14 protein-coding genes are annotated in these 14492 nt (G+C 38.5%); 12 read left to right on the forward strand and 2 right to left on the reverse strand.

Going from position 1 to position 14492, the window contains the following annotated elements:
• Window positions 1–11 precede the first annotated feature (11 nt).
• From LX69_RS03310 to uvrC, 7 genes are all read left to right on the forward strand, one after another.
• The gene (locus LX69_RS03310; protein ID WP_111444400.1) at window positions 12–833 is read left to right on the forward strand and encodes a DUF4292 domain-containing protein; all 822 of its coding nucleotides are present in this window, start codon (window positions 12–14) and stop codon (window positions 831–833) included.
• Window positions 811–1977 (forward strand): murein hydrolase activator EnvC family protein, encoded by a 1167-nt coding sequence (locus tag LX69_RS03315; RefSeq protein ID WP_111444401.1) that lies wholly within the window; start codon window positions 811–813, stop codon window positions 1975–1977. Before LX69_RS03310 ends, LX69_RS03315 begins: the two co-directional genes overlap by 23 nt.
• 102 nt (window positions 1978–2079) lie before the next feature.
• The gene (locus LX69_RS03320) at window positions 2080–2484 is read left to right on the forward strand and encodes an ATP-binding protein (protein WP_245934931.1); all 405 of its coding nucleotides are present in this window, start codon (window positions 2080–2082) and stop codon (window positions 2482–2484) included.
• Window positions 2485–2487: 3 nt separating this feature from the next.
• A complete protein-coding gene (ybeY, locus tag LX69_RS03325; RefSeq protein WP_111444402.1) occupies window positions 2488–2907 on the forward strand; it encodes an rRNA maturation RNase YbeY in 420 nt (139 codons plus the stop codon).
• A 74-nt stretch (window positions 2908–2981) separates the two neighbouring features.
• The gene (gene mnmG, locus LX69_RS03330; protein WP_111444403.1) at window positions 2982–4859 is read left to right on the forward strand and encodes a tRNA uridine-5-carboxymethylaminomethyl(34) synthesis enzyme MnmG; all 1878 of its coding nucleotides are present in this window, start codon (window positions 2982–2984) and stop codon (window positions 4857–4859) included.
• Between the two features lie 69 nt (window positions 4860–4928).
• On the forward strand, window positions 4929–6560 hold the full coding sequence (gene ade / locus LX69_RS03335; RefSeq protein ID WP_111444404.1) for an adenine deaminase: 1632 nt from the start codon (window positions 4929–4931) through the stop codon (window positions 6558–6560).
• Window positions 6561–6566: 6 nt separating this feature from the next.
• Window positions 6567–8384, forward strand: a complete 1818-nt coding sequence (uvrC, locus tag LX69_RS03340; RefSeq protein ID WP_111444405.1) for an excinuclease ABC subunit UvrC — start codon at window positions 6567–6569, stop codon at window positions 8382–8384.
• Here uvrC and LX69_RS03345 read toward each other — a convergent pair.
• Complete coding sequence (locus LX69_RS03345) at window positions 8381–9352, reverse strand: lipoate--protein ligase family protein (protein WP_111444406.1); 972 nt, start codon at window positions 9350–9352, stop codon at window positions 8381–8383. The genes uvrC and LX69_RS03345 overlap by 4 nt on opposite strands.
• 144 nt (window positions 9353–9496) lie before the next feature.
• Here LX69_RS03345 and dtd point away from each other — a divergent pair, with 144 nt between their 5' ends.
• The 3 genes from dtd (at window position 9497) to deoC (ending at window position 11319) form a co-directional block, all read left to right on the forward strand.
• A complete protein-coding gene (gene dtd, locus LX69_RS03350) occupies window positions 9497–9949 on the forward strand; it encodes a D-aminoacyl-tRNA deacylase (protein ID WP_111444407.1) in 453 nt (150 codons plus the stop codon).
• 4 nt (window positions 9950–9953) lie between these two features.
• Window positions 9954–10298 (forward strand): nucleotide pyrophosphohydrolase, encoded by a 345-nt coding sequence (locus LX69_RS03355; RefSeq protein ID WP_221621262.1) that lies wholly within the window; start codon window positions 9954–9956, stop codon window positions 10296–10298.
• Window positions 10299–10428: 130 nt separating this feature from the next.
• A complete protein-coding gene (gene deoC / locus LX69_RS03360; RefSeq protein ID WP_245934932.1) occupies window positions 10429–11319 on the forward strand; it encodes a deoxyribose-phosphate aldolase in 891 nt (296 codons plus the stop codon).
• Window positions 11320–11400: 81 nt separating this feature from the next.
• Here deoC and LX69_RS03365 read toward each other — a convergent pair whose 3' ends face one another.
• Window positions 11401–12420: a 6-phosphofructokinase gene (locus tag LX69_RS03365; protein ID WP_111444408.1), complete on the reverse strand. Its 1020-nt coding sequence runs from the start codon at window positions 12418–12420 to the stop codon at window positions 11401–11403.
• A gap of 340 nt (window positions 12421–12760) precedes the next feature.
• Between LX69_RS03365 and LX69_RS03370 the strand changes: the two genes are divergently transcribed.
• Together LX69_RS03370 and LX69_RS03375 are read left to right on the forward strand one after the other, a co-directional pair.
• Complete coding sequence (locus LX69_RS03370; protein ID WP_111444409.1) at window positions 12761–13447, forward strand: hypothetical protein; 687 nt, start codon at window positions 12761–12763, stop codon at window positions 13445–13447.
• A gap of 45 nt (window positions 13448–13492) precedes the next feature.
• Entirely contained in the window at window positions 13493–14395 is a 903-nt protein-coding gene (locus LX69_RS03375; RefSeq protein WP_111444410.1) for an AAC(3) family N-acetyltransferase, read from the forward strand.
• The last annotated feature ends 97 nt before the right edge of the window (window positions 14396–14492 follow it).

Here is a 14492-nt window from a genome sequence, read left to right on the forward strand (position 1 = left end):
AACGATTTTCAATGAAATTTTATTATATTTTTTTTTTAATTATTTTAACTTCTTGTGCTTCTAAGAAGAAAATAGCTGGAGTTATTGATGTTAAACCGATATCAGCGAGTAAATTATTGGATGGTATATCTGAGAATCAATTCGTTTTCGACAATCTTTACATCAAAAAGTTTGATATCGATTTGGATGTACCTGGAATAAATATGACGTTGAGGGGATCAATGTTTATACAAACAGATTCTCAAATTGTAGTATCTGTTACCCCTTTATTGGGTATTGAGGTTGCTCGTGCTTTGATTTCTCCATCACAGTTGGTCTTGATAGATAGAACTAAAAAGAAAATTTACTATTCTGATTATGCTTTACTTTCAAAAAAGTTGGGTATGCCTCTTAATTTTAGTATGATTCAATCATTGTTTATCAATCAAGTTTATTGTGACAAATCAATTGATTATGAATGCTTTAAAGATTTTGATCATGGTATTCAGGATGGTATGTATTTTTTAAAAAATTATAAGCAGAAACAAAATAGTAGACGTATAAAATCAAGAGTTGTAAATGATCTGTTTATTCAGTATTTATTTGATCCATTGAATTTTACTGTTAAATCTTTTCATATAGAACAAACCAAATCTGGTGATTTAATGAATGTTCATTACAATGATTTCAAAGAATTTAATGGAAATATTTTTCCCACAAAAATTGATGTTGATGGTAGTTCCAAAGGCACTATTGCAAAAGTTGGTGTTACTTATTTACAAATAGAGTTCAATTCATCTAATTCAATCGGTTTTAAAGTACCTGAAAAGTATGAAGTTATTTATATCCAATAAGGTATTATTCATTAGTCTGATATTTTTCTTTTCATTTTCTTTGTTTTCACAGGATTTATCAAAATATAATCGTGAGAAAGAACGCTTAACGAGAGAAATTGAATTAACAGGAAAGCTTATTGATGAAAATAAAATTCAGCAAAATAATGCAGCTCAATCTGTTGTTTTATTAAATACTCAAATACAATCGCGCCAGCAATTGATTGCGGCTTATCATCAGCAAATTATTCATTATAATGGGCTTATTCAAAAAATTGATTCTACTATATCAGCATTAAATCAGCATATCATTCTTTCTAAACGTGAATATGAGCGTTTAATTCAAGATACATATCTTCGTCGTCATTCTTTTGATTTTGCTGTTTATTTGTTCAGTTCTGAATCTTTTAATCAAGCATATCAACGTTATCGAATGATTAATGAAATCAATTCATACCGCAAAGGGCAGGTAAAAATGATGAGCGAATCGACAACGATAATTAGTAAAGAACGTGATAAATTAGTTCTTTTAAAGGCTCAAGTGAATGATTTATTAAATGGCGTTTCCCATCAAACAAGATCTTTAGAAACTGAAAAAAAGGTTTTACAGAAGTCATTGCAGGATTTAAAAGGACGTGAAAAGCGACTTTTATCAGATTTAGAAGTTAAAAAGAAGCAACAAGAAGTGTTAGAGCAGCGTATTGTTGAGTTAATTCGTGAGTTGGCTTCAAAATCTTCATCAAAGGGTAAATCTTCTGATTTTGAAAAGAATAAGGGTAAATTGATATGGCCTGTCATTAATGGTGTAGTGGTCAATCAATATGGTGAACATGAACATCCTGTTTTAAAAGGGGTAATGGTTAAAAATAATGGTATTGATATTCAGGTTTCTCAAAATTTGAATGTTCATTCTATTTTTTCTGGTGAAGTTAGTCGTGTGGTAGCCATTCCGGGTTATAATAAGGCTGTAATTATTAGGCATGGTATGTTTTTAACGGTCTATGCTAATTTGGCTGAAATTCAGGTCAAACAGGGTCAAAAAGTGGCTACCAATGACTTGTTAGGAGTTGTTTTTTCCAGTAATGATAGTAGTTCTAAGATCCTTCATTTTGAAATTTGGAATGAGAATAAGAAAGTTAATCCCCTTGATTGGTTAAAAAGATGACTTTTTGGAAACATTCATCACCATCATGCAGTATAAAAATTCAAAATCATAGGGTTAATCTGTTTTCGGAACTCTTTTTTTACTATTTTTAAAACAGAAAAAATGGAAATCATCGTGGATAAAATCGTTTTTAAGTCGGATATCAAGAACATTAATCTTGTTGAGAAACTGATTGATGAAATTTCTTCTGCTCATGGTATTCACGAGGATGTTTATGGCAAAATATTGTTAGCTGTGGTAGAAGGTGTTAACAATTCAATTGTTCATGGAAATAAATTAGATATTGATAAAGTTGTAACCTTACATTATTTTATCGACAGTGATAAGGCTGAGTTTATTATAATGGACGAGGGCGGAGGTTTTGATTATACAAATGTACCGGATCCTACTGTACCTGAGAATATTGAAAAGTCACATGGACGTGGCATTTTTTTAATGAATCATTTAGCTGATTCTATTGAGTTTCTTGAAAATGGTCGTATTGTTAAATTAGTTTTTAATTTGTAACCTGTGGCAATAGAATTCTATTCCGAAGATGTTGATTTACCCAAAATTGATATCAATAAATGTGAACAATGGTTTGCTCAGGTGGTTGAAAACCAAGGTTTTGTGGTTGGTGATATTACTATTGTTTTTGTTTCAGATAATTATTTACTTGAAATGAATAACCAATACCTTGACCATGATTATTATACTGACATTATTACTTTCGACTATACTGAAGAAAAAACAGTATCCGGTGATTTATTCATAAGTGTAGATACAGTTTTGTCTAATAGTCAGGAGTTTGGCGTTGATTACTTGAATGAACTCCATCGTGTGATGATTCACGGGGTTCTTCATTTGATAGGTTTTGACGATAAATCTGAAGTACATCAATTAGAAATGACAAAAATGGAGAATTCTTCTTTAGAGTTGTTGTTAAATTAATTGTTTTATCATATTATATTCATTCATTTCCCTGACAGGTTGATATCCTATCAGGGTTTCTTTTTTAATTATACATGGAATTTACTTACGATATCATTGTTGTAGGTGCCGGTCATGCCGGTTGTGAAGCAGCAGCAGCAGCAGCTAATATGGGGTCAAAAGTGTTATTGATTACCATGGATATGAATAAAATGGCACAAATGTCGTGTAATCCTGCTGTCGGAGGTATTGCCAAGGGGCAAATTGTTCGTGAAATAGATGCTTTAGGAGGATTAATGGGTATAGTCACTGATCGTGCTTCTATACAATTCCGTATGCTCAATCGTTCTAAGGGTCCTGCCATGTGGAGTCCGCGTTCTCAGTGTGATAGGATGGTTTATTCTGCCTATTGGCGTGAATTGTTAGAGAACAATTCTAACGTCTCTTTTTGGCAGGATTCCGTTAATGAATTGATCATTACCGAAGGTAAAGTTACTGGTGTGAGGACTATTCAAGGTGCCGAATTTTATTGTTCTGCAGTTGTGTTGACCAACGGTACTTTTTTGAATGGTTTAATGCATATCGGTCGTGTTCAATTAGAGGGAGGTCGTATTTCGGAACCTGCTTCGCGCGGTATTGTTGAACAACTTGTTAGTTTAGGATTTAAGTCAGATCGTATGAAAACTGGGACACCCGTTCGTATTGATGCCCGAACGATCGACTTTTCAAAAACTGAAGAACAAAGAGGTGATGACGGCTACCACAAGTTTTCTTACCTACCTGGCCATAATCGTTATCTTGAGCAAAAAAGTTGTTTTTTAACTTATACCAATCCAAATGTTCATGATTCTCTCAAACAAGGTTTTGCTGATTCACCAATGTATAATGGGACTATTCAAAGTTTGGGTCCTCGCTATTGTCCGAGTATCGAAACTAAGATTGTAACATTTGCTGATAAAGATAAGCATCAATTGTATCTTGAACCGGAAGGGGAGACAACCATTGAGTATTATTTGAACGGGTTTAGTTCATCGTTACCTCTCTCAACTCAAGTAGAGGCCCTCAAAAGAATACCAGGATTAGAAAATGCTAAAATTTTTAGACCTGGTTATGCCATTGAATATGATTATTTTCCACCTACGCAATTGAATCATACACTAGAAACTAAGTTGGTTTCGAACTTGTATTTTGCAGGTCAAATTAATGGAACTACCGGATACGAAGAAGCCGCAGCGCAAGGAATGATTGCAGCTATGAATGCACATTTGAAAATTCATCAACAAGAAGAGTTTATTTTGCATCGAGATGAAGCATATATTGGTGTTTTGATTGATGATTTGGTGATAAAAGGTGTCGATGAGCCGTATCGCATGTTTACATCTCGTGCAGAATATCGAATTTTGTTACGTCAGGATGATGCCGATGAAAGGCTAACTCATCGCAGTTATAAAGTGGGACTTGCTACACAAGAACGATTAGATTTGGTTCAGTCAAAAGTGAGTTTTCGACAGCAAGTCCTCGATATATTACAATCTGAGTCAGTTAAGCCTGAGAACATTAATACCCTTCTTATTGAGAGAGGTACTTCAGAAATTAAGAATCGAGTAAAGTTGATTGATTTGGTTGCACGACCTCAAATTGTATTAAGAGACATACTTCCATTTTCATCAAAGTTAGAAAATATCATTTCTCATATCCCTGATTTTTTACGTGAGGAGGTTTTGGACTCTTCAGAAATTCATATTAAATATCAAGGGTATATCGATAGAGAAAGAGCCATTGCTGATAAACTGAAGCGTTTGGAGTCCATTCGCATCAAAGGTAAGTTTGATTATGGTTCTATTAAATCCATTTCGACTGAAGGACGTCAAAAATTGGCTTTGATTGATCCCGAAACCATTGGACAAGCCAGTCGTATTTCTGGGGTATCGCCCAGTGATGTAAATGTATTATTGGTACTCATGGGTAGGTAATGTTCCACGTGGAACGTCTTTTTTTATTCCTATAATATTTTTATAAGAATTTATTTTAAAGCAGATTTCATGAATTTAATTCGAGGTTATATAGTCGATATCGCCAATAAATGTTTTTTTCCAGGTGAAATTAATTTTGCTGAGGCTATCATTTCTATAGTACCTACTTTTGAATCTGTTCCTGATTGTTATATTTTCCCGGGTTTGGTCGATTCTCATGTTCATATTGAGAGTTCTATGCTCGTTCCAAGTGAGTTTTCTCGTTTAGTTGTTCCACGTGGAACAGTCGCTGTGGTGGCCGATCCTCATGAGATTGTGAATGTAATGGGGGAGGAGGGTTTTAATTATATGATTGAGGATAGTTTGCTAACTCCTTTGAAATGTTTTTTTGGGGTTCCCTCGTGTGTTCCTGCTTCTGATTTTGATCGATCTGGATTTGTATTGGATTCTGAAGCAGTGAGTCGTTTAATTGCCCGGAAGGAAGTGTGTTGCCTTTCTGAAGTGATGAATTATCCCGGAGTGTTGGTTTCTGATCCTGTTGTGATGAATAAAATTCATGCGGCTCAGCGCAATGGAAAACCTGTAGATGGACATGCTCCTGGTTTGGTTGGTCGTGATTTAATGAAATATGCACAATCAGGTATTTCGACTGATCATGAATGTTCTACCATTGATGAAGCGCTGTTTAAGATTTCTTGCGGCATGAAGATTCAAATAAGGGAGGGAAGTGCCGCTCGAAATTTTGAAGCTCTTTATTCATTAATTTCTTCTCATCCATCTTCTGTCATGTTGTGCACGGATGATAGTCATCCCGATGATTTAATTGAGCGTGGACATATTGATAAAATCATTGCAATGGGCTTGAAAAAAGGAGTGTCTATATTTGATTTATTGCAGGCGGCTGTTGTGAATCCTGTTCTTCATTATAGACTTCCTGTCGGTTTGTTGCGCGTTGGTGACCCTGCAGATATGATTGTGGTTGATCGATTGGATGAATTTCATATTGTCCAAACTTATATCAATGGGACATTGGTTTATGATGCTGGAAATATTCATTTGCCCAAATTACCTATTGCTGTTGTGAATTATTTTGAAGCAACATTTGTTGATTGCATTGATGTGATGTTGCCCCATGATAAAGAGGCCGTTCGCGTGATTAGGGTTACCGATGGTGAGTTAGTAACTGGTGAAATGAAATGGATTCCCCAACTTTCTAATAATCGTCTTGTTTTATCATCGGTTGATGACGATGTTTTAAAAATAGTGGTTTTAAATAGATATTTGAAAGGACAGCCGCCAGCTGTTGGTTTTATTCACGGTTTTGGGTTAAAAAAGGGTGGCATTGGGTGTTCTGTTGCTCACGATAGCCATCATTTAATTGTGGTGGGGGTGAGTGATGATGATATTTTAGCGTGTATGAATTTACTCATCGAATCAAAAGGTGGTATTGCGGTGGTTGATGGTGAGAAGCGTGATTTGTTGCCACTGCCTATTGCTGGAATAATGAGTGATAAATCTGGTGAAGCTGTTGCTACTAAGTACCGCTTTTTGCAATGCTGCGCTTCATCATTGGGAAGCACGCTTCAATCCCCTTTTATGACATTGTCGTTTATGTCTCTTTTGGTAATCCCTGAACTAAAAATGAGTGATCGGGGATTATTTAATGGTAACGATTTTCAATTTGTAGATTTGTTTTTATAATTTATCATGGATGATAACGAACTTGATACGAGTGAACGTATCCGGGCAATACTAAGCACTTTGCCCGAGTATCCGGGTATTTATCAGTTTTTTAATGATGAAGGTGTTATTATTTATGTAGGGAAAGCTAAAAACTTAAAGCGAAGAGTTTCATCGTATTTTAATCGAATTGCTGATCATCCAAAAACAAGGGTATTGGTTCGAAAGGTTGTCGACATTCAGCATATTGTGGTCGATACCGAAGAAGATGCTTTGTTACTCGAAAATAATCTGATTAAGAAGCATCAGCCTCGTTATAATGTATTGTTGAAAGACGACAAGACTTATCCATGGATTGTCGTAAAAAATGAGCCTTTCCCGCGTGTGTTTCAAACCCGTCAATTGGTACGTGATGGGAGTTCATATTTTGGACCTTATACATCCGGGACTATGGTGAGAACTCTGCTTGATCTTTTTAAACAGTTATATCCATTACGAACTTGTAACCATGCTCTTTATTCCGAAAATATAGCAGCTGGAAAATTCAAAGTCTGTTTGGAATATCATTTAGGGAACTGTAAGGGTCCTTGTGTGGGAGAATATGATGTTCAATCATATTCAAGGAACATTGAGTCTATTCGTTCCATATTGAAGGGAAATGTTGCTTCTGTGTTGAAATATATGAAAGGCTTGATGACTGATTATGCTGATAGTTTTCAATTTGAGTTGGCACATGATATCAAGCAAAAAATTGCTGCGATTGAAAATTTTCAGTCAAAATCGACCATTGTCAACCCTAAAATCAATGATGTGGATGTGTTGTCCATCATTGACGATGATAAATCGGCATACGTTAATTTTCTCAAAGTTGCCAATGGGTCAATTATTCAGGCGCATACTGTTGAATATCGTAAACGCCTTAACGAGACTTGTGATGAATTGTTTCCGATGGCCATTGTAGAGCTTCGTGAACAGATGGGGAGTCGTTCTCCTGAAATTATTGTCCCTTTCGTACCTGATGTTATTTTAAAGGGTGTTGAATTTGTTGTGCCTAAAATAGGTGATAAAAAAAAGTTGCTTGAACTATCCGAACGTAATGTCATTCATTATCGATTAGAAAAACTACGCCAACAGTCCATCATGAAACGTGAGACCAATGAGGAACGCATCATGTCCACGTTGAAAAAGGATTTAAGATTGGAGAAAATGCCAGTGCACATTGAGTGTTTCGATAACTCTAACATTCAAGGCACACACGCTGTGGCTGCGTGTGTGGTTTTTAAAAACGGTAAGCCCAGCAAAAAGGATTATCGTCATTTTAATGTAAAAACGGTTGAAGGGCCTGATGATTTTGCGTCTATGCGTGAGATTATTCATCGGCGCTATCGTCGATTACTTGACGAGGGTAGTTCGTTGCCTCAGTTAATTGTTATTGATGGAGGAAAGGGGCAATTGGGAAGTGCAGTACAAATTTTAAACGATTTGGGTATTCGTGATGTGGCCATTATTGGTATTGCCAAGCGGCTCGAAGAAATATTTTTCCCCGGTGACCCTGTACCTCTCTACCTCGATAAGAATTCAGAATCGTTAAAAATCATTCAGTATTTAAGGAACGAGGCTCACCGTTTTGGGATTACTTTTCACCGGAATAAACGCTCATCTGATTTTTTAAAGTCTGAGTTAGATCATATTAAGGGCATTGGAGACTCTACCGTGAAGAAGTTACTGTCCTCTTTTCAATCCATTGACGACATTCGGCTGGCTGATTTGACTCAACTAACCCAAGCGTTAGGAAAATCAAAAGCGCAGTTGGTTTATGATTATTACCATCATCCTTCTTCCTAAAACAATTCATCAATCAGTTCTTCTATTTCGTACGTATTGAAGATGGTCATTAACTCTTCATCTATTTCCTGTTTGATTGAGATGGGATTATGAGAAATGCCATGAAGTTTCTTTTCGAGCAATGTCGCGATAAAGCTGTTTTGCGATTGGCATTTTATACCTGTAATGATTCCTTTTTCAACGGTGATTTCAATCCATAATTCACCGGATTTTTTTGGTAATGAAATTCTCTTTTTGATGATGAATTTTGGGCTGTATCCAAAATTCCATTCCCATTTTTGATATTTATTTTCGGCCAATTGGCTAATGATTCCATCTTCTGTTGGAGTTAATTTTATTGGTTTTTGTTTGTCGTTTGTGAGTAACTGAAATACTTGTAACGTAAATTCGTGTATACTCATATTGATTTGTAGTTGTTCTGATATATTGGTTACTTCGCTTTTTACAGATTTCACCGCTTGATCGATATAGTTATTGGGATTGTTATTTAGACATTCATTAAGGTTGTTTAAGTCGCTGCTATATAGTAGTGTACCGTGGTGAAGTGAGCGATTTTTATACACATGTGAGGCATTTCCCGATACTTTAAAGCCATTTACATTAATTTCATTTCTTTTACCAATGGTCGGTTTCAATCCCAACTTTTCCAATGCTTCGGCAATGAGTAACGAGTGATCTCTGAAGTTAATCAATCGCCCTTCTTTGGTGTTTAATATAAAGCAATAATTGATATTCCCGAGGTCATGATAAACGGTTCCTCCGCCTGATAATCTTCTGAATATCTTTAGGTTGAGTCGTTTTGCTGCTTTAAAATTGATTTCTGCCAGTATGTTTTGATGTTTTCCTGCAATAATAGAGGGTTCGTTTATATACAGGAAAAAAATATCTTCACATCTGTTTTTTAGGAAGTATTCTTCTGTGGCTAAATTATATGCCGCATCGTTGGTCGTGCTTATGTAACCAATCATTTTTAAGTGTTTTTACTTGTTCCTTGGTTTCTTTGATTTATATTCAACACAAATTCACCATTTTTGTTGAGTAAGTAAATGTGAGGCTTAATGTATTCTATTTGTAAGTATTTGCGTTTATTTTAATATGTTAATATTAATTTTATGAAAGCTGTGCTTCAGCGTGTTAACCATGCTTCTGTGACCATTGATGGGGTGATCCATTCTTCTATTCAAAAGGGTCTCATGGTTCTGGTTGGAATTGAACCTGCAGACAATGAGGAAGATGTAAGTTGGTTGGTACCGAAGATTGTTAATCTGCGTATTTTCAATGATGCTGACGGGGTCATGAATCGCTCGTTACTCGATGTGGATGGTGAGATGCTGGTTGTGAGTCAGTTTACTTTAATGGCCAGGACGAAGAAGGGTAATCGCCCTTCTTATATTGATGCAGCAGCTCCCCCTATTGCTGTGCCTCTTTATGAATTGTTTGTCAAAGCAGCTCAGCGTGAGTTGGGTAAGTCAATACAAACGGGTGTGTTTGGTGCCGATATGAAAGTGGCTCTTGAAAATGACGGTCCTGTTACCATTATTATCGATACAAAAAATAAACTCTGATTTTATGAATAATCCTTATACATTGAAATTAAGTGAATTACAGAAGCTAATTGATGATTGGATTCATCAACATGGGGTGCGCTATTTTGGTGAATTGACCAATTTGGCTATTTTAATGGAAGAGGTGGGGGAGTTGTCACGCATTATGTCGCGTACTTATGGAGAACAGTCTTTCAAAGAGGGCGAAAAATGTGATTTGGCCGATGAAATGGCCGATGTGCTTTGGGTGCTTTGTTGCCTTGCCAATCAAACCGGAGTCGATTTGAATGAGGCGATGCTTCGAAATATTGATAAAAAGACCTTGCGTGATCATCAGCGACATAAAAATAATGTAAAGCTAAATCACTGATATATAAATGTTAGTTGGGTTTTCCTATTGATTATTCAATGCGCTAATTCTAGTTGATAGGTGTTCGTGTGGTGATTTTTAGTGTTTAATAATTTTTGATTGAATTTACCTTTTTAATGCCCTCACTTATATGGAACAATTTTTTGCCAATTATCCTTTGCCTTTTAATGAAACCGATATAGCATCATCGCTGGATGCTATTCGCATGCAGAATAGCCAAGTTCAGTTCAGTTCAGATGTTTTAAAGAGTGTGTTTTCATGTATTGATTTAACGACTTTAAATACTGCTGATTCTGCTTTTTCTGTGAGGGAATTTTGCAATAAGGTGAATCGGTTCACCGATACTTTCCCTTCGATGTCCAACGTGGCTGCTGTGTGCGTATATCCTGTTTTTGCGCCGGTTATTAAATCATCGTTGGTTGCGCCGGGAGTTAAACGAGCCGTTGTGGCTGCCGGTTTTCCGTCGTCACAGACTTTTACCGACATTAAAGTTTTGGAAATTCGTAAAGCCGTCGATTTTGGTGTCGATGAAGTGGATGTGGTCATTTCAGTAGGCGAGTTTCTGGATGGTAATCACGAGTTTATTCTTGAAGAGATCAGACTCATCAGGGATGCTGTCGGGGAAGCTCATCTCAAGGTGATTCTTGAAACCGGGTTACTGCCTGATATTCAGTCTATATGGCGGGCATCTTTATTGGCGATGGAAGCAGGTGCCGATTTTATTAAAACATCAACCGGAAAATCGCCCGTTTCGGCCACGCCTGAGGCAGCTTTTGTGATGTTGCATGCCATTCGTGCTTTCGGGGTTGTAACGGGCAAAAAAGTGGGTTTTAAGCCCGCTGGCGGCATCGTAACTCCTGCCGATGCACTTCTTTATTATTCATTGGTGAGTGTGATATTGGGTGATGCCTGGCTCAATCCTCAGTGGTTTCGCATTGGTGCCAGTCGATTGGCCAATCATCTATTGACTGAAATTCAGCTTCTTGAGTCTGGTAAATGCAATGAAATTGCTTTCTTTTAAGTTGATTGTTTACTGAATTATATGAAACCCCTGTTATTCGAGTGAATGACAGGGGTTTATTATCGTGTAATCGTTCTTTTTTTAGCGTTTCTCTCCAAAACTCACGCCCATGTAACGTCCCCGTTGAATGAGTTCGTGGTTGGATGGCACCAGTTTGACTTTTCCGCCGACTTCCGATAATGGAATGTGGGTGATGTCGTTGCCTTGCAGTGAAACCATGTTGCCGAATTTGCGGTTGTAGATCAGTTCAGCCGCGTGTGCTCCATATTGGGTCGCCAGAATACGGTCGTGCGGTGAAGGGCTCCCGCCGCGTTGGGTGTAACCCAAAATGGTTTCCCTTACTTCCAGATTGGTCATTTTAGTGATTTGTTTGGCAATGTGTGAACCTGCACTTTTCTTTTTGGGGTTTTCGATGCCCTCGGCTACCACAACAATGGAGTAAGCTTTGCCTTTATGACTTCGTTCGAGCAGTACTTCGGCAACCCTGTCCATGTCGTATTCAATCTCCGGAATCAAAATGATGTCACCCCCTGAAGCCATTCCTGCATAAAGGGCAATCCATCCGGCCGTATGACCCATCACCTCAATCACCATCACGCGTTTGTGTGAGTTGGCAGTCGAGTGGAGGCGGTCGATGGCATCGGTGGCGATGTTGACCGCCGAATCGAAACCAAAGGTGGTATCGGTTCCCCATACGTCATTGTCGATTGTTTTGGGGATGCCAATTACGTTGAGCCCCTCCAGTGATAGCAGATGCGCTGTTTTTTGGGTGCCATTGCCCCCAATGCACACAAGCGCATCGAGTCCCAATTTTTCATAGTTCATTTTGATGGCTTCCGGTTTGTTCTCTACCGGGTCGCCTTCCTGTTTGCGGAAGGGTTTCATGCGCGATGTTCCAAGAATGGTTCCACCCAGCGTGAGAATGCCCGATAATAGATGCTCTTGAAGGGGGATGGTTTCCAGGTTGATAAGACCCGAAAAGCCGTTGGCAATACCAACGACTTCCATGCCATACTCGATGATGGCCGTTTTGCCTACCCCGCGGATTGCTGCGTTAATGCCGGGACAATCCCCGCCGGCCGATAAAATTCCTATGCGCATAATGTTGTATGTTTTGGCTTTTTGTCAAGAGGTTCTGATGATAAAGGCCGTCAATTGGCTTGTTCGGAGAACCGCTTTCGTTCGATTTTTTGGGAGTCGTGCGAAGCGATGGAATTTCGTTCATTCAATTTACTCAATCTGCTTCCGCTTGACAAGTTTTTTATTCGCCGGGTTTTGAATGTTTTTCTCCGCCCTTTGTTTGTTCAATGACCCAATTTTAACGAAATAATGGCACCAGTCACTATGAATTACCGTTAATTTTTCGATAATTTTCTGCCTCCAAGTGCTTATGCTTTATTTGTGATGATGTTTGTATTTTGTGTTTTAATCATATCGTTTTATGAGGTTTATTTTTACCATTGCTTTAATATTTGCGGCCATTTCCGCTTCAGCTCGGCGTCCCGATGGAGTTTGGTTTGGGGGTGGATTGGGGTTGTCGATGCCCTCCAATTTGGGTAACAAGGCCTCTACATTGGGCTTTTCGACGGTTGCGGTGCCCGGTTTTCAGGCTCAGGCCGAGGGGCGTTGGTTCTATGCCTCACGACTCAGTCTCGGAGGAGCCTTGTCTGCGTCTTTTTTGGCTCAGAACGACGATTTTTGGGTGCTTCGTAACAAGGGGCGTGTATCAGCTTCGTACACCATGCTTTCGGCCGTGGCCAAGGGGCATTATTATTTTTCTGATGATGCGTTTCGTCCTTTTGCAGGGATGTCCTTTGGAGTGGGCTGGCTGTCTAATTCGTTGAATTATGAATCATCGTTAAGTGGTACTTTGGTAGATAATTCTATCGATTACATCAACCGTCAGTTTAAACCTTTATTTAGTCCGGAGGTGGGTTTCGTTATGGAAGCTTCCCCCAAAACGTTCTTTTATGTCACTTGTGCTTTTGTGGTTTTGCCCGACATGCGCCCTGAGTATGTTCCGGTGACGGATGTGTATGGTTACACGGCCGATGTGGTGGTTCAGAACCCCCATGGCAACCAAAACCATTTTAATTTTACCATTGGCCTGCTTTTCAAGTGGGACTGACCCGTTTCTTTCTTTATTTTTGCACTCTTTCCTTTTTTCTTCACAATGGCACATCAGCACCCCAAATATGTGAACCGAATTCCGGTTTCCCGGGCTCAATTGATTGAACAAATCCGGGCAATGTCCATTGGTCGCGGCGATTTGTTGCATGTGAAAGTTTCATCTCGCTCGCTTGGCCCTGTTCAAGGCGGCATTGACGCGTTGCTCGATGCCCTGATTGAGGTCGTTGGACCAGAAGGAACCCTGGTGGTGGATGCCTTTACTTATTGTTTTAAGCTACCAATGACTTCACATGATAAGGAATTTATAAGCGACAAAAATTCTGATACTTATACTGGTTATTTTAATCAAAAATTTATACAACATCCCTTGTCGGTTCGCAGCCGTCATCCGGTGCATCGATTTGCCGCCATCGGGGCATTGGCGCATCTCCTGATGGATGGTCATACGGCTCAGTCGCCTGCTTATGATGTGTTAGAACAAATGGCCATTCGCGGTGGCAAGAATCTTAATATTGGCAAAAATATCATTGGTGTGGCCACTACGCATGTGGCGATTGAGGAAACATCCTTGGTTAAGCGAAATCCTCCCAAAGGGGTTTATTATCGTGATGAGGATGGTGCTGTTCAATTATTTCGAGTTAACTGGAATGGTGGATGCATTAAAGGTGCCATTAAGTTTGTTGAAGAGTATGAAAAAAATGGATTTGTTAAGCGAGGTATTATTGGACATGCCGATGCCATGCTCACCGATATGCAAGGAACTTTGGCTGTCGATCGCGACATGATTGCCCGTGATCCCTCCTCGTTTTTTTGTGACGATCTTACTTGTAAGGATTGCCGATTGCGGTGGAATCATTCGCAGGGTTCATGGGTGGGGGTGAAGTGGCATTCATTTTTAGTGATTCTAAAGCGTGCTGCTAAAAGGTTTTCATTATCAATGAAGTGAATGTGCTGAACCATGCTTCTTGTGATCATTTATGGTTGTAAGGTGTCGCTTTTCATTTGATGGTTTTTCATATCTTGCTTTGCGTTTTTTGTTTTAT

The organism is Breznakibacter xylanolyticus, from assembly GCF_003254275.1.
Classification (GTDB): Bacteria; Bacteroidota; Bacteroidia; order Bacteroidales; family Marinilabiliaceae; genus Breznakibacter; species Breznakibacter xylanolyticus.